General features: G+C 53.7%; 21 protein-coding genes and 2 pseudogenes. 2 read left to right on the top strand and 21 right to left on the bottom strand.

Annotation, left to right across the window (positions count from 1 at the left end; all coding sequences use genetic code 11):
* Positions 1-25 precede the first annotated feature (25 nt).
* From BM029_RS26395 to BM029_RS22390, 19 genes and pseudogenes are all read right to left on the bottom strand, one after another.
* Positions 26-379 carry an IS110 family transposase gene (locus tag BM029_RS26395; RefSeq protein ID WP_244545179.1) on the bottom strand — a complete coding sequence of 118 codons (354 nt, stop codon included), beginning with the start codon at positions 377-379 and terminating at the stop codon, positions 26-28.
* A gap of 514 nt (positions 380-893) precedes the next feature.
* Positions 894-1,147, bottom strand: a pseudogene (locus tag BM029_RS22475) (transposase); the annotation flags it as partial.
* A gap of 185 nt (positions 1,148-1,332) precedes the next feature.
* Complete coding sequence (locus tag BM029_RS22470; protein WP_092439886.1) at positions 1,333-2,232, bottom strand: SphA family protein; 900 nt, start codon at positions 2,230-2,232, stop codon at positions 1,333-1,335.
* Between the two features lie 162 nt (positions 2,233-2,394).
* Positions 2,395-2,586 (bottom strand): 2-hydroxymuconate tautomerase, encoded by a 192-nt coding sequence (locus BM029_RS22465; RefSeq protein WP_092439884.1) that lies wholly within the window; start codon positions 2,584-2,586, stop codon positions 2,395-2,397.
* Positions 2,587-2,622: 36 nt separating this feature from the next.
* Entirely contained in the window at positions 2,623-3,411 is a 789-nt protein-coding gene (gene dmpH / locus BM029_RS22460; protein WP_092439882.1) for a 2-oxo-3-hexenedioate decarboxylase, read from the bottom strand.
* Positions 3,412-3,425: 14 nt separating this feature from the next.
* Entirely contained in the window at positions 3,426-4,454 is a 1,029-nt protein-coding gene (dmpG, locus tag BM029_RS22455; RefSeq protein ID WP_092439881.1) for a 4-hydroxy-2-oxovalerate aldolase, read from the bottom strand.
* Between the two features lie 9 nt (positions 4,455-4,463).
* Entirely contained in the window at positions 4,464-5,375 is a 912-nt protein-coding gene (locus BM029_RS22450) for an acetaldehyde dehydrogenase (acetylating) (RefSeq protein ID WP_092439879.1), read from the bottom strand.
* An 18-nt stretch (positions 5,376-5,393) separates the two neighbouring features.
* Positions 5,394-6,176: a 2-oxopent-4-enoate hydratase gene (dmpE, locus tag BM029_RS22445; protein WP_092439877.1), complete on the bottom strand. Its 783-nt coding sequence runs from the start codon at positions 6,174-6,176 to the stop codon at positions 5,394-5,396.
* Positions 6,177-6,221: 45 nt separating this feature from the next.
* On the bottom strand, positions 6,222-7,052 hold the full coding sequence (locus BM029_RS22440; protein WP_092439875.1) for an alpha/beta fold hydrolase: 831 nt from the start codon (positions 7,050-7,052) through the stop codon (positions 6,222-6,224).
* A 7-nt stretch (positions 7,053-7,059) separates the two neighbouring features.
* Positions 7,060-8,514 carry a 2-hydroxymuconic semialdehyde dehydrogenase gene (locus BM029_RS22435; RefSeq protein ID WP_092439873.1) on the bottom strand — a complete coding sequence of 485 codons (1,455 nt, stop codon included), beginning with the start codon at positions 8,512-8,514 and terminating at the stop codon, positions 7,060-7,062.
* Positions 8,515-8,544: 30 nt separating this feature from the next.
* A complete protein-coding gene (locus BM029_RS22430) occupies positions 8,545-8,982 on the bottom strand; it encodes a GlcG/HbpS family heme-binding protein (RefSeq protein ID WP_092439872.1) in 438 nt (145 codons plus the stop codon).
* Positions 8,983-9,076: 94 nt separating this feature from the next.
* A complete protein-coding gene (locus tag BM029_RS22425) occupies positions 9,077-10,021 on the bottom strand; it encodes a catechol 2,3-dioxygenase (RefSeq protein ID WP_092439870.1) in 945 nt (314 codons plus the stop codon).
* Positions 10,022-10,103: 82 nt separating this feature from the next.
* Positions 10,104-10,475 (bottom strand): 2Fe-2S iron-sulfur cluster-binding protein, encoded by a 372-nt coding sequence (locus BM029_RS22420; RefSeq protein WP_092439868.1) that lies wholly within the window; start codon positions 10,473-10,475, stop codon positions 10,104-10,106.
* A gap of 1 nt (position 10,476) precedes the next feature.
* Complete coding sequence (locus tag BM029_RS22415) at positions 10,477-11,538, bottom strand: NADH:ubiquinone reductase (Na(+)-transporting) subunit F (protein ID WP_092439866.1); 1,062 nt, start codon at positions 11,536-11,538, stop codon at positions 10,477-10,479.
* Between the two features lie 10 nt (positions 11,539-11,548).
* Positions 11,549-11,908, bottom strand: coding sequence for a phenol hydroxylase subunit P4 (locus tag BM029_RS22410; RefSeq protein WP_092439864.1), 360 nt, complete (start codon positions 11,906-11,908; stop codon positions 11,549-11,551).
* 101 nt (positions 11,909-12,009) lie between these two features.
* Positions 12,010-13,560, bottom strand: a complete 1,551-nt coding sequence (locus tag BM029_RS22405) for an aromatic/alkene/methane monooxygenase hydroxylase/oxygenase subunit alpha (protein WP_092439862.1) — start codon at positions 13,558-13,560, stop codon at positions 12,010-12,012.
* A 31-nt stretch (positions 13,561-13,591) separates the two neighbouring features.
* Positions 13,592-13,861: an MmoB/DmpM family protein gene (locus BM029_RS22400; protein ID WP_092439860.1), complete on the bottom strand. Its 270-nt coding sequence runs from the start codon at positions 13,859-13,861 to the stop codon at positions 13,592-13,594.
* 9 nt (positions 13,862-13,870) lie between these two features.
* The gene (locus BM029_RS22395; RefSeq protein WP_092439858.1) at positions 13,871-14,863 is read right to left on the bottom strand and encodes an aromatic/alkene monooxygenase hydroxylase subunit beta; all 993 of its coding nucleotides are present in this window, start codon (positions 14,861-14,863) and stop codon (positions 13,871-13,873) included.
* A 48-nt stretch (positions 14,864-14,911) separates the two neighbouring features.
* Positions 14,912-15,187, bottom strand: a complete 276-nt coding sequence (locus tag BM029_RS22390; protein WP_092439856.1) for a phenol hydroxylase subunit — start codon at positions 15,185-15,187, stop codon at positions 14,912-14,914.
* 515 nt (positions 15,188-15,702) lie between these two features.
* Here BM029_RS22390 and BM029_RS22385 point away from each other — a divergent pair.
* Together BM029_RS22385 and BM029_RS22380 are read left to right on the top strand one after the other, a co-directional pair.
* Complete coding sequence (locus BM029_RS22385) at positions 15,703-17,385, top strand: sigma-54-dependent Fis family transcriptional regulator (protein WP_092439854.1); 1,683 nt, start codon at positions 15,703-15,705, stop codon at positions 17,383-17,385.
* A 6-nt stretch (positions 17,386-17,391) separates the two neighbouring features.
* Positions 17,392-18,141: an FCD domain-containing protein gene (locus BM029_RS22380; protein ID WP_092439852.1), complete on the top strand. Its 750-nt coding sequence runs from the start codon at positions 17,392-17,394 to the stop codon at positions 18,139-18,141.
* A 569-nt stretch (positions 18,142-18,710) separates the two neighbouring features.
* Here the strand turns inward: BM029_RS22380 and BM029_RS22375 are convergent.
* On the bottom strand, positions 18,711-19,625 hold the full coding sequence (locus tag BM029_RS22375) for a group II intron maturase-specific domain-containing protein (RefSeq protein ID WP_092439850.1): 915 nt from the start codon (positions 19,623-19,625) through the stop codon (positions 18,711-18,713).
* Positions 19,615-20,104: pseudogene (locus BM029_RS22370) on the bottom strand (recombinase family protein); the annotation flags it as partial. The gene BM029_RS22375 and the pseudogene BM029_RS22370, both read right to left, overlap by 11 nt.

Below are 20,104 nucleotides of genomic sequence, written 5' to 3'. Positions count from 1 at the left end.
CAACTGGTTACCAGAGCAAACTTAGTTAGCGCAGCTTATCGGGATCGCGCTCGCCAGCGACGATGGCGCGGATGATCTTCATGCCGGTGACGCCGGTCACCGTGGAAATGACATGATGCAGCTGGATATTCATGAAGGTCAGTGCCTTCTGCATGTGCTGGATGTGCGCCGCGGCGTAATCGGTATGCCGCTCACGGGCACGGAAATATGCCCTCAGCTCGGCGATATTACGACTTGGGCGGAAACTTGCCCGTAGCAGTCCACAGGCATGCAATCTCTGCAGCCATTGCGCATCGTTGACATCGCTCTTCCTGCCGGGAACGGCGCGCGCCTCGCGGGCGTTGGCCAGGACGACGTCGAGGTCCCGCGACTCAAGCACTTCGTACGCGGCGACCCAATAGACCCTAGACCCCAGTCGACTCCATCACGACGGTCTGCGTGCCCGTTACAACGAGCCAGTCGGCCATGCGCTGCAGGTCGCTGGTGAATGCCTGGAATGTCTGCACTGGCTCATCTCATAAATCGGGACTGACGGCGACGACATGGAATCGCGAACCGATGTCGATACCGGCGGCGTATGGATGAATGATCGGCAGCCCGCTGGGCTTGGATCTCGTTCGGTCTTTTGACATGGTCTACCTCCTGGACGATCAAACGCAGGACGGGGACTCGGATTTAATCAACTTCCTAAACGGGGTCGCACGGAGGCGCCGCCATAGATGAGTCCGCAGCTTCCCCTGGGCCATGTTTTTGACGGGGTTCATACCTCCAAGAAGCATTCGGCCACGGTCCGTGCGTGCGTGCGTGCGTGCGTGCGTGCGTGCGTGCGTGCGTCCAGTATAGTCGCCTGGTGTTTCTATTCATAAGGGACGCGGTACGCCGTGTGGGCGGCTTTTTATGATTTCGGCCTCTCGCTTGAGCTTGGCATTGTCGGCGCGTAAGCGTGACAGTTCATCTCTTTCGGTGTCACAAATTTGCTGCCAGCACCGTTCAACTTGCAGGTCTTAGCAGCCTTAACCCAGTTACGCAGCGTCTGCTCGCTTTGACCTAGCTTCCTGGCTGTCACCGCGAGGGACTCGCCGGCATTGACCCGTTTGACCGCCAGTTCCTTGAATTTAGCCGTGTATGAACGTCTTGAAATCTTCACTTCCTACCTTCCCAAAGTAACGTCAATTTTACGTCACCTGTGGAAGACGAAATTTCAGGGAACGCTCATTACTACTTACAAATTGAGGGTGTCGACATATGACCCCCTCGGGCTGGACAAACCCCGCCGGTTCCACTCTAACCAAGCCCTCAAAAACTTTGTACAAGAATCAGCGGGGCGACATCCTAGAAGGGAACGGATGCCTTAATCCAAAAGGCTTTTCCCTTCGGACGATTACGTACATCCATTTCTTCTTGATACTTTGCCGTAATGAAAAAGCCTTTGCCATTATCGTATTTGATGGAAGGACCGATTGCAAAAGCCTGGCCGCTATTGTCTGGGACGTTCATTCCATTTTGCACATCCGTCGTGATTTGCTTGTAAGCGTAACCGCCGACTCCTGCAACCCAGTTATTATTAAAACCATAGCCGATTGCATAATCAAAATGAAGTTCCTGACCCGATTTATAGTCGGTGGCATTATTTTTCAGATTGAAGTCATACATCAGCTTTACATCCATATTCCATCCAGCTGGATTAATATAACTGACCGCATACACCGGCTGAATGGTCCAATAGTTCCTCCCGATATTGGCCAACGCATTTTTATCATAAGCACCTGTTGGCACGAAGAAATCCAAGCCCAACGCGCTATGAAGTTGATCACTGTGGTGATAACCCAGTACCACCGCAGTGACATCAAGGTCGCCAATGCCCATTTTTGTTTGATCTCTGCCATTGACGTTGACATCCAGATTCACCAAAGGAATCAAAATGGCATGCGCTACTTGCCCACCGAGAAAGGTGTTACCCGTAACCCAAACAAAGCGCGGTGCGAGCACATCGGCGGAAATCTTAAAATTCACCGGGACAGTATTCCCATTATTGTCTTTAAGTGTATCGGCGCTATAGTGTTCACCATAAAACAGTGTGTAAAAACCGGGAGGCGGCAATGCGCCTACGAGTGGTCCTTCAGCACCCATCGGGTAATTCGAGCCACCGCCTTCTGTCGCATATGCCGCTTGCGAAACGACGACAGCTGTGAATATAGCACTCGCCAAATACGATATCTTTCCTATTGCCATGCCTGTCTCCTCGTTATCATTAATATTGGATCGTTTTTATTTTGCAACTGCTACTAAGACTTATCTTTCCATTTTTTTGAAAAGCACTCCCGTTCCTCTGTTGAACGAGAACAAGTCTTTGCCTGAAAGATTGAAACTTTTAGACGCTACTTCGGTGCTGCATCAACGCCCAAGTTCCCCCGCGCTCCTGCCACCGATGCCAAAATGTTCTTTCGGCATCTCGGTAAGAATGACGCGAACGGATTCCGGCTTGGCGCCAATGGCTTCGTGCATTGCCTCGGTGATCTTGGCGATCAGCGTGCGTTTTTGTTCAACAGTGCGGCCTTCGAGTAAATAGATCTGGCAAATAGGCATATCAACCTCGTGTGGAAAAAAGCATTGAACGGATATTCAGGCAAAGCGGACACTGACGCTGCCCAGATCTTGCGCGCGCAGGGTGACGTTGTCACCGGCTTTCACCATGACGGCCTCGGTAATGGCACCGGACAGAATCAGCGTGCCAGCGGGGATTTCCTCTCCGCGCTCACCCAACAGGTTCGCCAGCATCGCGATCGCTGCTGCCGGATGTCCGAGTACTGCTGCGCCGGCGCCGAGCGCTACTACCTCCCCGTTCTTTTCGATCACGACGCCGAGCGTGCGCAGGTCGAGGTCCTCGACTGGGCGGATACGTCCACCGACCACAAAACGGGACGACGAGCAATTATCGGCCACCACGCTTTTCAGGTCGAACTTGAAGTCGCGGTAACGCGAATCTATGATCTCGATCGCCGGCATCACGAAATCGGTTGCAGCCAGTACCGCGCCGATGTGACAGCCTGGCCCCTTGAGCGCGGCCTTGGTAACGAAGGCAATTTCCGGCTCGACTTTCGGATGGATCAACTCGGAGAGTTTTATTTCGCCGCCTTCCGGCACGGAAAAATAATCAGCGAGAAAACCGAACACCGGCGTATCAACACCCATCTGCTTCATCTTGGCATGCGATGTCAAACCTGCTTTCAAGCCGACGATTCTGCAACCGCGCGCGATTTTGCGCCGTTTAATTTCATCCTGAATGGCGTAGGCATCATCCCAGTCCATCTCAGGGTGGTCGTCGGTAATTTTGGTGGTATCACGCGCCTCCAACTCGCAGTTTTCGAGATGAGCTGCCAGTTTGGCAATAGTGGCTTGGTCTAATTTCATGTCAGCAATCCTTGTTAAATCAGTCCACGGGCACGCGCCATGGTGAGTGCGGTGTCTTCGATCATGTCTTCCTGGCCGCCAACCATGCCGCGACGGCCCAGTTCAACCAGAATGTCGCGCGCGGAAATCTTGTACTTGGCCTCGGCACGCTTGGCGAATAACAAGAAGGATGAATAGACGCCTGCATAGCCCAGCGTGAGCGAATCGCGGTCAATGCGAACCATGTGATCCATCATCGGCACGACCAGGTCTTCGGCCACATCCGAAATCTTGAAAACATCAACTCCGGTCTCAATCCCCATGCGCGCACAAACGGCGATAAATACTTCCATCGGCGTGTTGCCTGCGCCAGCGCCCAAGCCGGCCGCCGCTGCATCGATCCGGTTGGCGCCGTACTCGACGGCAATCAGTGAGTTGGCCACGCCCATTGCCAGATTGTGGTGGCCATGAAAGCCCAGCTCCGTCTCGGGTTTCAGTTTTTCGCGCAGCAGTTCGATGCGGGATTTCACATCTTCCGGCAGCATGTAGCCCGCGGAGTCGGTGCAGTAAATGCAATTGGCACCGAAACTTTCCATCAGCCGCGCTTGTTCGAGAATCTTTTCCGGCGATGCCATGTGCGCCATCATCAGAAAACCCACAGTGTCCATGCCGAGCTTGCGGGCGTAGGTAATGTGTTGCTGCGAGACGTCGGCCTCGGTGCAGTGCGTCGCGACACGGATAGTTGCCACTCCCAGGTCGTGCGCCATCTGCAGGTGAGCGACGGTACCGATGCCCGGCAATAAGAGCGCCGAGACCTTGGCTTGCTTCATCAGCGGGATCACGCTACCCAGATATTCCTCGTCGCTATGCATCGGGAATCCGTAGTTGACGGAAGAGCCGCCGAGACCGTCGCCATGCGTGACTTCAATCAGTGGCACGCCTGCAGCATCCAGACCCTGTGCAATGCTTTTCATTTGGTCCAGCGTCATCTGATGGCGTTTCGGATGCATCCCGTCGCGCAATGTCATGTCGTGAACCGTGATTTTCTTTCCTTGGCTTGTCATGGTTTTTCCTTATGCTGCAATGGATTGGAGAGTGAGCTTGCCGTTGATCATTTGTTCGGCAAACAGTTCTGCGGTGCGTGCGGCAGCGGCGGTCATGATGTCGAGGTTGCCGGCATATTTCGGCAGGTAATCACCCAGACCTTCGACTTCCATGAAGACTGAAACCCGATTGCCATCAAACACGGGGCCGTTCACCAGTTGGTAGCCCGGAACGTATTTCTGCACTTCCTTGATCATGGCGTGGATGGATGCCGTGATTTTGTCGCGATTCGGTTCAGTTTCTGTCAGGCAATGAACGGTGTCTCTCATGATCATCGGCGGTTCTGCCGGATTGATAATGATGATCGCTTTGCCCTTTTTTGCACCGCCAACTTTTTCTACGGCACCGGCCGTGGTACGGGTGAATTCATCGATATTCTTGCGCGTGCCGGGGCCGACCGATTTGGACGATACCGTGGCCACGATTTCACCGTAACTTACCGGCTGCACGCGCGAAATCGCAGCCACCATTGGAATGGTAGCCTGACCGCCGCAAGTGACCATGTTGACATTCATCTCTCCTTTACCGACGTGCTCCAGGAGATTGACCGGCGGCACACAGAAAGGTCCGATCGCAGCCGGCGTCAGGTCGATCATCATCACGCCAAGCGCGTTGAGTTTGCGTGCGTTTTCGGCATGAACATAGGCTGAGGTCGCGTCGAACGCGATCTGGATGTTATCGGTCTCGACGTGCGGCAGCAGTCCATCGACGCCGTCAGCGGTGGTCCTCAGCCCCATGTCGGCGGCCCGCTTCAAGCCTTCCGAAGTCGGATCGATACCGACCATCCACACCGGCTCCAAGAACGGGCTGCGCTGCAGCTTGTAAAGCAGATCGGTGCCGATGTTGCCGGGGCCGATCAAGGCACATTTGATTTTTTTCATGTTGGACTTCCGTTGGAATTAATAAAAACGTGCTGAGCAACCACCGATGCCGCCGATGGCAACGCGCAAGTTGTCGCCAGCCTTTACCGGGAACATCGCAGCCAGCGAACCGGACAGAATGACTTCGCCCGCTTTCAACGGAATGCCCAGGCAGCCCAGGGTATTCGCCAGCCACGCCACCGCGTTGACCGGCCCGCCGAGTGCGGCAGCACCTGCGCCGGTACTGATGACCTCGCCGTTCTTCTCCAGCACCATGCCGCAGGTCGAGAGATCGACTTTGCGTGGATCAACCGCTTGGCCGCCCAGCACGAACACGCCGCATGAAGCGTTGTCCGCAACCGTGTCTTGGATGCTGATCTTCCAGTCTCGAATGCGGGAGTCGACAATTTCGAAGCAGGGCATGACGCACTCGGTGGCGCGCAACACGTCCGTATTACTGATTCCTGGGCCCATCAGGTCGCGCTTGAGAATGAACGCGATTTCACCTTCCGCCTTGGGCTGGATCAGGCTCTCCATCGGAATCGCTTCGCCGTCGTTGTAGATCATGCTGTCGAACAGGTAACCAAAATCCGGTTGGTGTACGTCAAGCATGTCCATCACCACCTTACTGGTAACGCCAATCTTCTTGCCCACGACGCGCGCGCCTTGCGCCAGCCGGCGTGAATTCATGTGTTGCTGGATGTGATAGGCGTCCTCAATAGTGACGCCAGGCTCGCGGTTAGTGAGTGGTGCGATGGTTTTTCGTTCAACGAGGGCCTGAAATAACTCATCGCCATACTGCTTAATTTTGTGCTGTTCCATAGACGTATATCCGGTGATGGGGAAGTGGCGGCTGCGATGGATCGCTCAGGATTCAAGCAAAAAATTCGTAACCAACTGGTTAAAACGGGCCGCGTGTTCGATCTGTGTCCAGTGACCGCACAAGCCGAACACATGTAGCTGCGAACGGGATATCCACTGCGCCAGCGTGAGGGAATTCGACAGGGGAATCACCTGGTCTTCGCGACCGTGGATCACCAAGACCTCGTGCGGAAGCGCCCGAATGTCTTGTTCCCGGCTGGCCAACGCTTCGATCCCGTTTTGGCGTGGTGCCGGAAACATGTCGGCGAAGGCCTCCTGAAACCCGGGTTGAATACTGGCCTTGTAGCGCAGTTCAGCGAGTTCATCTGTGACGAGACTGCGATCGCAGGCAAAGATATCTAGCAGCTTGCGCATATTCTCAATCGAGGGCTGATAGCCCCAAACCGCATCCAGACCGAGCGTGAGCGGGAACGACACACCGGCGCTGCCCATCAGTACCAGCCGCCTAACCCGCTTCGGATGGCGGATGGCTAAGGCTAGCGCCAATGCCCCGCCAAACGAATTTCCGACGATGTCAGCACAGGGAATATCCAGTGCATCAAGCAGACCGACTGCCTGCGCCACCCAGGTGTCGAGGGTATAGTGCGCGTCTTGCGACCGTTCGCTGAAGCCGAAACCCACCATGTCAGGGACGATCACCCTGCAATGCCTGGACAGTTCAGGAATCGTCAAACGCCAGTTCGCCCAGCCAGTGACGCCCGGTCCTGAGCCATGGATCAATAGAACCGGCGTACCGGCCCCTACATCATGATAATTGGTGAGTATGCCGTTTGCGGCGATGCTTTTTCCGATTTCCGGATTGTCTTTTTGTAGCATGATTTCCTCACAGTTTGATGCAGATGTTTTTCAGTTCGGTGTAAAACTCGAGCGAGTGAACACCGCCTTCGCGCCCGATACCGGATTGTTTGGCGCCGCCGAACGGTGTGCGCAGATCACGCAGGAACCAGCTGTTGACCCAGACCAATCCGGCTTCGATTTTTCCTGCGACGCGATGGCCTCGCTGCAAATTGGTGGTCCAGATCGATGCAGCAAGACCGTAAGTTGTATCGTTGGCGCGGCGAATGACTTCTTCTTCGCTATCGAATGGAGAAATGTGGCAACACGGACCGAATATTTCCTCACGGCAGATCGCGGCGTCGTCCGACAAACCGGTCCAGATGGTGGGTTGTATCCAGGCCCCATGGGCCAGATCACCAGCCATGTTCGGCACTCCGCCGCCGGTGACGATGATTGCGCCTTCGTCTCTGGCTTTCTGGTAATAAGAGAGGACTTTAGTCTTGTGCTCCTGGCTGATAAGCGGACCGATGCCAGTGGCAACATCGCCAGGAGTCCCTATTTTGAGTTTTTCCGCGCCCAGCTTCAGCGCAGCAACAAATTTATCGAAAATCGGCCGTTCGACGTACACCCGTTCCGTGCCCAGGCAAACCTGACCGCAATTGGAGAACACAGAGCGCATAGTGCCTTCAATGGCCGCATCGAAATCGCAGTCCGCAAAGACAATCGCCGGATTCTTACCGCCCATCTCGAGCGATACCGGGCGCGCGCCGTCGGCGGCCGCTTTCATGATGGCGGCGCCAGTGCGGGTTTCGCCGGTAAACGTAATCGCATTGACGCCCTGATGGGTGGTCAGGAACTCACCGGCCGATCCGGGACCGAATCCGTGCACTACGTTATATACACCTTTCGGGATGCCCACCGCATTCATGACTTCACCCAGCAGGGTGGCGGTTTGCGGCGTTTCCTCAGACGGTTTGACAACGACGGTATTGCCGCAGGCCAGCGCCGGACCGGCTTTCCATGTCATCAACAGCAGCGGTAGATTCCACGGGCAAACAATGCCGACTACGCCGACCGGTGAGCGGGTCGCATAATTGAGCGCACCGAGACCATCGGGGGTCGCCATCTCAAAAAATTCGGTCGGGACGTTTTTTACCACGTCGGCGAAGATTTTGAAATTGGCAGCGCCGCGCGGAATGTCTATATGGCGTGCCAGACTCATCGGCTTGCCGGTATCGGCACATTCGGCTTCGAGGAACTCGTCGAAACGGCGGTTGATTTCGTTGGCAACGCCATAGAGCAACTCGACCCGGTCAGCGATGACGAGCTTTCCCCACGGACCATGCAATGCGGCGCGCGCCGCTTGTACTGCTGCATCGACTTCGCCTCTGCCGGCTTCGGATACTTGCGCAATCACAGCGTCGTTGAGTGGTGAGCGTTTCTCGAACGTCCTAGCGCTCGCGACAAATTCACCATTGATAAAATTCTTGATATGCTTCATACAAATTTCTCCCTTCCGGTGTTCAAAAAATCAACCTGCTAAACCAATGGCGGCCAGACCTGCACGGGCACATTCTTCGTCCTGTACATCCGTGGCGCCGGAGACGCCGATACCGCCGCACCACTCTCCCGCATCCGCAACGGCACGAATCGGCAAGCCGCCACCGAACACAATCAACCGCGGCTGCGCGGAGAAACCGAACTTCATGCCGTCGTCGTGACCGATGGCGCTCATCCAGTCTTTGGTCGGAAAGCCGAAACTGGCTGCCGTATATGCCTTGTCGATGGCAATATCAATCGAATGGATGAATGCGCCGGACATCCGTAGGAAGGACATCATGTTTCCGCCACGATCCACCACCGCCACGTTAATGCGCCAACCGTTTGCCTCAGCATGCCGCACTGCTGCCTGGGAGACGGTCGCGGCTGCCTCCCACGAAATTTGTGCCTGGTTGATTTGTAAATTCATGACGCTCTCGTTTTTCTATGTGCAACGCTGAAAATTGCCAGAGGGGTCATCTCCCTGACGCACACATCTTTTGTCGCAGAATATGAACACTGGATCAGGTATAAACGTCGGTAAAGGCGGCATTCAGTTCACCGGTGTGGTAAAAAATACCTCGCCCCAGGAACTCCTCACCCCAGGTCGTCACCGGCCGATCCGGCTGTGCCAGATAGCCCAGACCTGCGAAGGTCTCATTCCGGTTTCCGCTCGGGTCAAAAAAGTAAATGGTTTCCCCACGGGTAATGCCATGACGGGTCGGTGCAACGTCGATCCGCACCTTGTTCTTGGCCATGATGTCGGCCGCCTTCAGGACGTCGTGCCAGCTATCGAGGAAGAATGCAAAGTGATGCAGACCCTGACGCGGCCCGGCCACAAAAGCAATGTCGTGCGGGGTCGAGCTGCGGAACAACCAGGTGGCGGCCTGGATGTTCTGATCCGGTCCTACCACGACCTGTTCAGCCAGATAGAAATCAAGGACTTCCATCATGAATTTGGTATTTTCCGCGACCTTATTGATGCCCTTTTCGGGGTTCATTTCGCACATCAGCAAACAGTGATCAAGCCAGTGCACACCAGCTCCGCGGAGATCGTCCGGCCATGGATCCGGGTTCATCGTGCCGACCGCCGTGCCAACGCATTCTTTTTTGGCATATAGGCGCATCTCATGCCCGCTGGGTAGATTGAACGTGAGCATGCGCCCAATAAACGGCAGCGCCTCCGGATGTAATATTTCGGTTTTTATTCCATATTCCTCGACACGTCTTTTCAGCACATCCAGATCAGCATCGTTTTCTACCTTGTAGGCAACATGATTCATGCCAGCCCGGTCTGATGAGGTCAGGATCACTGAAAATTTGTCCCATTCGTCCCAGCATTTCAGATACACGTTACCTCGTGCATCGATGTGCGTGGTCTTCATGCCAAGGACATTTTCGTAATGATTGACCGCAGCTGCTATGTCCATCACTTTGATACTGATGTGACCGATTCTCATGACGCCCATTTTTGTCTCCTTCTAGATTTTTTTAAAAATTACTTCCAATACTTCCATGTCCGACCGCTTGCGCCGCATGTACCAATTGACATCAAGGCATCACACCGCATTGGGCACGCATGATCGTTTTTTTTATGCAACCCGTTACTTCCAGCTCGACATACCCGTCTGGCGCCACCCGGCAAGCCAGTACCACGCCTTGCGCTTCATCCTGTTCTGAAATATGCGCACGACTCATTGCACCTGTTTTTTTTACATTGCCACTGCGTATGACGATCTTGCATACACCACAGCCCCCGTTTAAACACCCCACCGGGATGCCTTTTCTGCCGATTCTGGCCATGCCTTGCAACAAGGTTTCATAACTGCCGCACATAAAGGTTTCACCCGTCTGCAGCAAGCGAACGCAATGCTTGGTGGCGGTCGATGCTTGCAAGTCGCCAGTGTTGTTTGCCGTGCTCATGTCAGATCTTCTTGAATAGAGGGCTTCTGTTTTGCTGAGCGTCTGCCGCCGAAATGAATTTCTCGGTATAGATGTCCGGCTCAAACAGCCGCCCCTGCATCAGGGTGGTGATACAGGCGTCGATCATGACCGGCGGCCCACAAAGATAAGCCTTGTGACCCCGAAAGTCGTTTCCGAAATGCGCTTTGGCAGCGTCGTGCACGAAGCCACGAAAGCCACTCCAGTCGCATTCGTCGTCAACAGCAGACAGCGCCGCCACGTAAGTGAAGTTCGGATGGTGTGCCGTCAGCGCGACGAACTCATCGTGGTAATACAACTCGTCCAGACTGCGGGCGCCATATACCAGCGTGATCGGCTGCGTGCAGCCTTCGCCCAGCAGGTCAAGAATCATCGAACGCGGGCTGGATAGTCCAGAACCGCCAGCCAGGAACAGGTATGGCAGAGCGGCCGACTTGCGCGCGAAGAAGCGTCCGTACGGTCCCGACAACTTCACTTGATCACCGACCTGCAGGACTTCATGGATCCAGGTCGTCACCTGACCGCCAGGGACGATGCGGATATTCAATTCCACCTCGCCGGCCATCGAAGGCGTGTTCGCCAACGAAAAGGCACGACTGGTGGTTTCGCCCGGCAGGTGTAAGTTGATGTACTGACCGGCCTGGAAACGGATACCGTTTGCATCATCGAGCTTGATCCAGACGCCCTTGATGGTGGGCGTCAGGTTGTCGATCTTGCTTACTGTGCCGCTGAAATCCCGTACCGGTAGATTTTGTGCATCGACCTCCGCTTCGATATCGGTCTCGATGGTGACGTCTGATTGCATGATCGCGCAGCAAGCCAGCGTCAAACCACTGTCGCGTTCGTAGTCCATTAACGAGAAATTAGATGCCTCACCGTGGTCTACGTCGCCTTCCAACACTTGAATCTTGCAGGTCGCGCACAGGCCGTGACAGCATGCATGTGGAAGGTAGAAGCCGGCTCGCAGGCTGGCATCAAGGATGGTTTGCCCCTCCTCGACCTCGATCGTTTGCCCGATCGGTTCGATGGTCAACTGATAGCTCATCACGTTTCTCCTAGCTGAAACTGCCTTTGATGCCGGTCAGTCCGGGCGTACGAAAACGAATGACATCCTTGTGTTTGAGGCCGTTCTCCGCTAACGACTTATCGGTATCCGGCACCCACGGCTGACCCGACTTGCGCCACTCTGCCTTGCTCCAGTCAACCTTAATCCAGTCAGGGTGGACGCCGTAAGTCGCCGGCAAAACGTGTTCCAGAATGTCGCCGAAGCGCATCGATGGCGAGAATGGAAATGCATACGGACTGGCGAAGAACAAATGATCTTCCCAAGCGATAAACAGCAACTGGTTGCCGTGAAAATTCTCGACGCGATCTCTTACCTCGCCGATATAGGGTTTGATTGCTACGACTGTCATGGTTGTCTCCTATGTGGTCGGGTCTTCAGCCCGTCACTTTGTCAGCAGGATGAAGCGCGCTGTGGAAGACGCGCTTCATACATCACTAATGCGTCACTCGTCTATGTATTGCTCTTGGCCGTCTGCCGCCAGACATCGAAGTTTTTCTGATCTTCCGAACCATCGAAATCCATATTGTCCCGGCCGGCAACGATGTGGTAATAGTCGAGCACAGCAGCAAGCGGATCGAAGCCTTCGGCAGTCGGGTCAACACCGGGGTTGAAGCAGTTGCCCTGATAGATTTGCTGCACTGGCAACCAGGCCTGGACGTACTTTTCAGGTTCGTTGTCGAAGATATGCTTGCAGCCATCGGAACAGGTGTGATACTTGTCACCCTTGTAATCTGTTTCGCGGTAGCAGATTTTTGTCGGATCATTTGGTTCGGTGAAGAACATCGGAATCTGGCAAACCTGGCATAGCATCGGCAAGGTCTTGCTATAGAAACGCTTACCCTGCGCGGCCTGTTCTGCCCAATACTCGAGGCGTGGCCGGTAATACTGATCGAAGGTATCCGGATATTTCTCGGAGAGCCAATCCATCTCGTCCTTGCCCGGCAACCAGGTATGGAAGCCCGCTGCGGCGCCAAATTGATAAAAGGTGGCCCAAGTCTGATGCGAGACGTGCTCTTTTTCAATCTTGGTTTGTTCCCAACACTTGGGAACCGTAATGCCATAGCGCGCCAAATCCTTGAACAGCGCACCGACGCTTTCCTCAAAATACAATTCCCAGGATTCCTTCCAGCTCATGACGCGTTTGGGCAGCATGTAGTCCATCATCATGGCGACAATCGACAACAGCCGTATGCCGCGCCAGGTCCACTTGTCAATCCAGCGCTGCACGATGGGCAGATTGTCCGGGTCTTGTTCGAGCATGAATTTGATGATTTCGAGGCCGAGCGTCATGTGTCGTGCTTCGTCCGACTGCGCCGAAAATCCAAAAGTGGTTGCGGCCATATCGCCGTTATAGGCAGCGCCGGAAATGAACGGCACGAATAGCAGGTTGGTCAGTACGTACTCGAATGAAAAACTGATCGAGGTCAAAAATTCGAATGGCCCCGAGGTAAATGCATCTTCGCCGAAGGACTTCGGCACTGACAGATACCAGACGCGGTCATTCATGTGACGGAAATCGTGAAAACCGTTGTAATGCTTGTTGTAGTTCGACATCGAATGGACTTGCGTCTGAAAGTGCCGCAACTCGTCGATGGCCTGCATCTGACAGGCCACCCGCGCACCGGCACCGCGGAGCTGGCGTCCGATGTGCGAATACGCTCGATGCGCCATGTATTCAAGCGGCGTAACTGCGGTAATAAATATCTTTAACGCATTGATATAGCGCGCGTCGGTGATGCCGAGATGCCCGTTGTTCTGATTAAAGGCGTCGATGATCGCGTACAACTTGCGCTCTTTTTCTGCCTGATATTTCCAGTACGCCTCCATCGTCAAGCGGAACGGGTCTTCCCATTTGTCCCAGTCGTGGATTTTGATGCCTTCAAATTTATCGTAAGGAAAGACTTTATCCATTGGCTGATAAGTAGTCTCCCAATCAAGACCGCGAGTCATGAGCGCATAGCGCTCCTTGAGGCCCAGTTTCTGTTTCACTTTCATGTCCATCTGCTTGTCTCCTCTATATCTAAATTTGGCGTCAATGCTTCCAGCTCAGACTGAATTCGTCGTCGGTCTCATTGATATTTCCCGTCAGGGAGATCAAATTGACGTGCAATTCTTGCAAATCGAAATCGCGGCCCATCTTGTCCTCGATTGTCTCGCGCCTGATCGTCAAGCTGCCCGGAGAATCAATGCGGACCATGGCCGGTTGTTCGTTGACAGTGGCAGCGTCGTTGTCCTGCAAAATCGCCTCAACGATGTTGCGGGTGTCTTCGTTGGTCTGAAAAATAATGAATACGTTGGACATTGCCTCTCCTTAGAGTGTTAGGCCGAACTTGATCGCACGGGTATTGAACTCGTCCACCAGCTCTGTCATTACCGTGTCAGCTTTTTCACCCAATGCCAGCGCGGCAATCGGTGCCAGTGCGGTAATGGCGCGGTCACGGTAGGTTTTAGTCCAGCCGGACAGCAGTTGCTGGTTTTCGCTGGATTCGCCGGAGGCGATTTTGAGCGTGGCATTGACCCATTTGCTGGTCTCGGCGTACCACTCGCTTTGAAAACGTGTGAGCATTGACACCACGGGTCCGGCTTGTGCCGACAGCGCGCTATCGAAGTGTTGATATATCAGCGGATAAAGCAAACCGTTGAGCACCAGGTTCTGCGCGATGAAGAGTTCGAACCAGTCCTTCAGAACGAACGTGTCTTCGACGTAGTGGCGCAGTTCCTGCCACTGCTCTTCGACCAGCCATGCCTGCTTGGCTGCATCCAACGCTGCGACGTCATCGAGCAACAGGCCGGCGCGCGTCAGGTACTGCGCCATGCCCAGGTGATCCATCGCATTGAACAGACAGGGCTGGGTGATTGCTGCGCCGTAACCGTAAGCGCACATCGACGTGTTATTCATGTTGGCACCCCACTCGACGTGGCGTAGCGGCAACAGCACTTCAAGCGCGAGATCTTTTGCCGCTGCCGGGTAACTGGCGGCTAAACCGCGTGTCTCGACGAAATCAAAGTCGCCCTCGGCAGTCTCCTGCATACGGGCGCGGGCCAGCGTGTAAGTGCCATAGTAAAACTGGCGCGGATCCTTGAAGGCGTACCAATCGTTCATCTTCAGTGCAGTACGCGAAGCGTCGTATATATCGTGTTCCTGATCCCACAGCGGCCGATAGTGAAAATTCGTGTCCGACTGAACGTCCAGTGTCGCTTCCTGATAACGTGAAGCGGACTTGTCGCCACCGATGCGCGCCGCGATACTGTCGAACGTTTGGCGCAAGGGTGTGATACTCACAGTGCGAAGATCTAAATGCATTTTCTGACTCCTCCTTTTATTAAGCCGGTTGAATGTCTGCCGGATGACTTATTTGTTACTGGCGCTGTTGCGGGCTTGATGCAAACTCCAGCTCCATTGCGTGTCTTCCACACTCTCCTGCGCTGCAATCTGCAGTGGCGATGTTGCATCGAGTGTTACCACGTGGTTTGCCGCACTGAATTCTTCGAAGGCTTTTGCCGGCAGTAGCATTTCAACGTAAAGTTCAGGCTCGCCGACTGCGAATTCGAACTCGACCATGCCGTTCTTTTTCAGCTCGATCACACGCACAAACTTGCGTGTCGTATCAAAATTGTTCCGTTCCATTTATCTCGCCTCGTTGTTCCTTGCAACCTGTATGAGCAAGCACCGTGCCTGAAAAGGAATTACCTGAATATTTGCCTTGAAATCGCTATATTTGCGCAGTGCATCATTACTTTCCGCGCAACTTACCTAGCTAATCGGACACTGAATTTCAGGAATAAAAGGCAGAAATTCACTCGGACCGAATATCCTTTTTCAGTGTTATGGAAATGGGAGGTTAAGTCAGTGCAAGTTTGTGAAAATGGCGCAAAACCGAGAGATCAGCAGTATTAGTACGGGCTCGGATGCATCGGTTTTTTGGGTAAGAATGCGTCGTTTCAATTAGCGAAAATTTGCTGCGTCGCAATATTAAAAACCAGCTTTGATCAGAATGAATGAAATGATCAACTCGCCAAATCCGCATCGATCAAATCATCAATTAATTCCGATATTGCTATAAAATCTCGAGATTAATAAATGCTGTCAGTTTTTAAACATCATCAGAGCCCATGAAAAAATAAAGGGCCATTGGAGAGACAATGATCAAATATCCGGAAAACTTGGACTTGCGCCGCTTGGTGCACTTTTCTGCTGACAACGGCACCATCTGGCTGGGCGAAAATCGCATGCTGCTGCTCCACGCTGCGGCCTTGTCCAGCTTGCGTAAAGAACTGATTAATTCGGTAGGGCGTGAGCACACCCGCCGCATTTTCACTCGCATGGGCTACGCGTCCGGTACGCGGGACGCCGAGCTCGCCAAGAAAATTCGTGGTGGACAGAATCCCATCGATGCCTTTGTTGTCGGCCCACAGTTGCACATGCTCGAAGGTAGCGTCCAGGTCACACCGCTGAAGGTCGAGATGGATATTCCAACCGGCAAGTTCAATGGAGATTTTCGCTGGGATAACTCATGGGAAGCGGAAGCCCATGTCAAGGAATTCGGCCCACAGCAAGATCCCGTCTGCTGGATGTTGCTCGGTTACGCTTCCGGCTACACTTCGGCTTTCATGGGGCGCTTCGTGTTGTTCCAGGAAGTGGAATGTACTGCGTGCGGGTCGGCTCATTGCATGATCACCGGCAAGCCGGTTGAGGAGTGGCCTGATGCCGCCGAACATACTCGCTATTTCGAGGACGACGCTATCGTCTCGCGCCTACTCGAACTCACCACCCAGGTTGATATGCTCCGTTCCTCACTTGAACAACAGCGACAGATCGAGAGCATGATTGGCAGTTCGCCAGCTTTTCAGCGCGCCTACGACCTCGTTACAAAAGCAGCGGCAACCAGCGTCACCGTATTACTCACCGGTGAAACAGGTGTCGGCAAGGAACGTTTTGCGCGCGCACTGCACCAGACCAGCTCGCGGGCGAATGGCCCATTCGTCGCCGTCAACTGTGCTGCGCTACCGCACGACTTGGTGGAATCCGAACTGTTTGGCGTTGAGAAAGGTGCCTACACCGGCGCGCATGCTACGCGCATAGGAAAATTTGAACGGGCCGAAGGCGGCACGCTATTCCTGGACGAAATCGGTGAGCTACCGCTGGCAGCACAAGCCAAAATATTACGGGTTTTGCAGGAAGGGGAGATCGAACATCTGGGCGGCGATAAGACACGTAAGGTGAATGTGCGCATCGTCGCTGCGACCAATGTCGAGCTACAGGTGGCAGTTAAAAATGGGAAGTTTCGTGCAGATTTGTTTTACCGTCTGAATGTGTATCCGATTGTCATTCCGCCCTTGCGTGAGCGCACGCTCGATATTCCGCCGATGGTGAGCGCAATGATGGAAAAATTTAGCGCGCTCCACAACAAACGGACAGCTGGGATTACAGACAAAGCGATGAAGGCACTCTCCGCCTATCAATGGCCTGGTAACGTACGCGAACTGGAGAATATGATTGAACGCGGAATCATCCTCGCGCCGCAAGATGGCTGGATTGAGCTCGACCATCTGTTCCCCAGCTTAAATGTCACCGACGACATGGACTCAAGCATCAGCGATTCCGGTGGGCTGGAAGAAAAACGTCCGCCCGAGCAGGCGCGCTTATGCGACGCATTCCTGGCAACTGGACTCTCCCTTGACGAAGTCGAAACAATGCTACTCACAGAGGCAGTCGAACGATCGTCTGGCAACCTAGCAGGAGCTGCACGCATGTTAGGGCTGACGCGTCCGCAACTCACCTATCGACTGAAACGCAACCAAGACGCTAACTTGCCCAAGGAGTGACCACAAATGCTGCATTCACAAAAATTTACCACTCCCTTTTCCGAAGTTGAGACGCCCCCGCGAACGCTAGTTGAAAGCGCCTATCGGCAGGTACGCAGCGACATTATCGGAGGCCGCCTGGCGCCCGGTGAAAAGCTGCGCGTGGAACATCTGAAAGATCAATATGGTATTGGTGCCGGCACATTGCGCGAGGCGCTCGCATTACTACTGTCGGATGCGCTTGTCATCAGCGAAGGTCAACGCGGCTTTCACGTTGCACCGATCTCACTTGCTGACATCAAAGACATCACCGACACTCGGGTACTATTAGAAACAGAAGCGTTGCGTCAGTCAATCAAGGCCGGGGGCGATGAATGGGAAGCAGGCCTGATCGCCGCCTTCCATAAACTCGGGAAAATGGACGAAAAACTTGGCAACCGTGCCAGTCACCTTATCCGTGAATGGGAAGTGCGTAACCGCAATTTCCACGAAGCGCTGATTGCGGGCTGCGATTCACGCTGGCTGCGCTACTTGATTGGCCTACTGTATCGCCAATCGGAACGTTATCGTCACCTGTCAATTTCCAGTCCCACCATGCCTCGCGACGTACACGCAGAACATACATTGATTTTTGAGGCTACGTTTGAGCGCGACGCCAAACGGGCCAGTCGTGCACTTGAACAGCATATACGCTTGACCTTTGATTCAATCCGGCTGATGCTGCCTGCATTCAACGACAAGCCATCATCGCCACGCGAAAATAGCAACCAGCTATGAGTTTGAAATCGCTGTATGCGCGTGCATTGATCACAAACATAAAGTCTGTAGGGACGAGTTAGTTGCTCAGTAAAAGCCCTAGGTCTCAACCAACCTTGGTCCAGTCAGATGGGGTCATATATGGACGCCTTCAATTTGCAAGTAGTAACTCGGACTAGCGGCGGAACGTTAGATTGCGTCCATATATTCGGCCTGCTGGAAAAACCAGCGCCCTAATGTAATTTGCCGGTTGACGCCTCTACCAGTCCAGCGGACTCATTGGACCCAGAACCCCTCCAGGTTTAGCCAACCGCAGCCTTACAAATTTCGCCATTACGTCGAGATACTTCCGCAATCAAAGGTGGGCTCCTTGCGGTAAAACCATGCTGTATTCGGTGAGCAGGCCGCGGATCTGGTTTGCTTGCGCCGTACGGGCTGTTGATTTGCGCCGAAAACTGTCGGGTAGCTGGACGCGGTTACCCGCGTCCAGCCCCCTAAGAACCGTGCATGCGTCTTTCGATGCACACGGCTCAAGCCCCTACGAAGGCATTTTTTGACACCCGGCTACACAACTGATTTTTTTCGGCGTACTAATAATTTCTAGGGCAACTGAGATGGTGCATGTAAAGGTTGCTTGCAGCATCCGATCCACCATTAGCTTTTTTCACGTAGTAGTGAACATCCCAAGGCGTGAGCTTTGTGATGGGCTTCTGGCAGGTAGGGCATATGCGATCTTGCCTTAACCAGACACGGTAAAGCTTCGCACGACCACTCGCCGAGTTTAGCATCTTCTTACCCCATCGGGACTCGAAATACTGTTCCCAATGTGGATCATGCGGATTGGCGTCCGATTTGATTTTGATATGCCGCTGTATTGGCGTATCCGTCTCTTTTAGCAGAGTAAACTCTCTTTGCGTGCCATCCTCTTTTTTTTCTGTTGCGGCAAATACCCAGTTCCGGGTGCCTCTGGTTTTAAAGTATCTTTCCTTAACCCAGCGGGCTCCTTTATTCGGATGCCTTCTTGCCGCCCATCGCCATAGCATTGACCAGACATTGCCATCAACCCGAGCAAAGGTTTCCTTGGCGACTACATGGCTATGGTAATTCGCCCATCCACGTAAGACAGGATTGAGCAACCTTATCAGATTTGCCTGTTTAGCCGTCTTGTTGACCTTGATGACTTCACGGATTTTGTCAAGATGCGCTTTGACGTTCGCTTTCGACGGCTTCATCAATAGCTTGCCGTTGTACTTGCGAATGTTCCATCCGAGGAAGTTAAACCCCTCCTTGATATGCGTTATTTTGGTCTTCTGGGGCGACAGGACTAGCCCGCGTTCCGCCAGAAATTCAACCACTGCGGGCTTGACCTCGTGTTCCAGCCATTCCTTCGAATTGCCGGTAATAATAAAGTCGTCCGCGTAACGCACCATATGCATTTTCAGACCTCTTCGCACCGCCTTCGGAAATTTCTCCGCAAGCATCGCTTCGAGGCCGTCAAGTGTCATGTTTGCCAGAACCGGACTGATTACGCCGCTTACAATGTTGCATACTTTTTACTCCATCGTTTGATTCATTCGAATTTTCGCTGGCGTGCGCCCCCGGCTGCGGGTCGATCCTGAACACAACGACGATTTCATCCTTATGGATTTCGACGCGCTTGACCAGACCCAACACGATCCTGCGCTTCGTTTCAAGATCAATCGTATCAAGTTTTTCGGTCACGGCGCTCGCAAATTCCTCGAGTCGGCTTATGACCAGAAACAGCTCGCTTTGCACCGCCCCTTGCTGCCTGGACTCAAAGATCTGCTGGTCAATCTGCTCAAGCCGATTCTTCAACTGCTGCATCTTCGGTTCGAAGTCGGTCTTATCGATGATACCGTCTGCATAGCTGTCGATCAGCCGGGATTTACCTTTTTCCAACTGCAGCCGCTGCTTTTCAAGGTTGCTCGTGTCAAAGCCACGCTTCTCATTGCGCTCCATCATA

It is taken from the genome of Collimonas sp. OK607 (genome assembly GCF_900111995.1).
Lineage (GTDB): Bacteria > Pseudomonadota > Gammaproteobacteria > Burkholderiales > Burkholderiaceae_D > Collimonas.
Note: the sequence above shows the minus strand (reverse complement) of the source record. Positions and strands in the feature narration are given on the sequence as shown.

Coding starts and splice junctions, on each gene's coding strand:
- BM029_RS22415 (WP_092439866.1), bottom strand. CDS start 11,538: ATGAGCTATCAGTTGACCATCGAACCGATCGGGCAAACGATCGAGGTC.
- dmpE (WP_092439877.1), bottom strand. CDS start 6,176: ATGGAACAGCACAAAATTAAGCAGTATGGCGATGAGTTATTTCAGGCC.
- dmpH (WP_092439882.1), bottom strand. CDS start 3,411: ATGAAATTAGACCAAGCCACTATTGCCAAACTGGCAGCTCATCTCGAA.
- BM029_RS22420 (WP_092439868.1), bottom strand. CDS start 10,475: ATGAGCACGGCAAACAACACTGGCGACTTGCAAGCATCGACCGCCACC.
- BM029_RS22375 (WP_092439850.1), bottom strand. CDS start 19,625: ATGACACTTGACGGCCTCGAAGCGATGCTTGCGGAGAAATTTCCGAAG.
- BM029_RS22410 (WP_092439864.1), bottom strand. CDS start 11,908: ATGACAGTCGTAGCAATCAAACCCTATATCGGCGAGGTAAGAGATCGC.
- BM029_RS22400 (WP_092439860.1), bottom strand. CDS start 13,861: ATGTCCAACGTATTCATTATTTTTCAGACCAACGAAGACACCCGCAAC.
- BM029_RS22440 (WP_092439875.1), bottom strand. CDS start 7,052: ATGCTACAAAAAGACAATCCGGAAATCGGAAAAAGCATCGCCGCAAAC.
- BM029_RS22450 (WP_092439879.1), bottom strand. CDS start 5,375: ATGAAAAAAATCAAATGTGCCTTGATCGGCCCCGGCAACATCGGCACC.
- BM029_RS22390 (WP_092439856.1), bottom strand. CDS start 15,187: ATGGAACGGAACAATTTTGATACGACACGCAAGTTTGTGCGTGTGATC.
- BM029_RS22405 (WP_092439862.1), bottom strand. CDS start 13,560: ATGGACATGAAAGTGAAACAGAAACTGGGCCTCAAGGAGCGCTATGCG.
- BM029_RS22385 (WP_092439854.1), top strand. CDS start 15,703: ATGATCAAATATCCGGAAAACTTGGACTTGCGCCGCTTGGTGCACTTT.
- BM029_RS22380 (WP_092439852.1), top strand. CDS start 17,392: ATGCTGCATTCACAAAAATTTACCACTCCCTTTTCCGAAGTTGAGACG.
- BM029_RS22435 (WP_092439873.1), bottom strand. CDS start 8,514: ATGAAGCATATCAAGAATTTTATCAATGGTGAATTTGTCGCGAGCGCT.
- BM029_RS22470 (WP_092439886.1), bottom strand. CDS start 2,232: ATGGCAATAGGAAAGATATCGTATTTGGCGAGTGCTATATTCACAGCT.
- BM029_RS22425 (WP_092439870.1), bottom strand. CDS start 10,021: ATGGGCGTCATGAGAATCGGTCACATCAGTATCAAAGTGATGGACATA.
- BM029_RS22465 (WP_092439884.1), bottom strand. CDS start 2,586: ATGCCTATTTGCCAGATCTATTTACTCGAAGGCCGCACTGTTGAACAA.
- dmpG (WP_092439881.1), bottom strand. CDS start 4,454: ATGACAAGCCAAGGAAAGAAAATCACGGTTCACGACATGACATTGCGC.
- BM029_RS22430 (WP_092439872.1), bottom strand. CDS start 8,982: ATGAATTTACAAATCAACCAGGCACAAATTTCGTGGGAGGCAGCCGCG.
- BM029_RS22395 (WP_092439858.1), bottom strand. CDS start 14,863: ATGCATTTAGATCTTCGCACTGTGAGTATCACACCCTTGCGCCAAACG.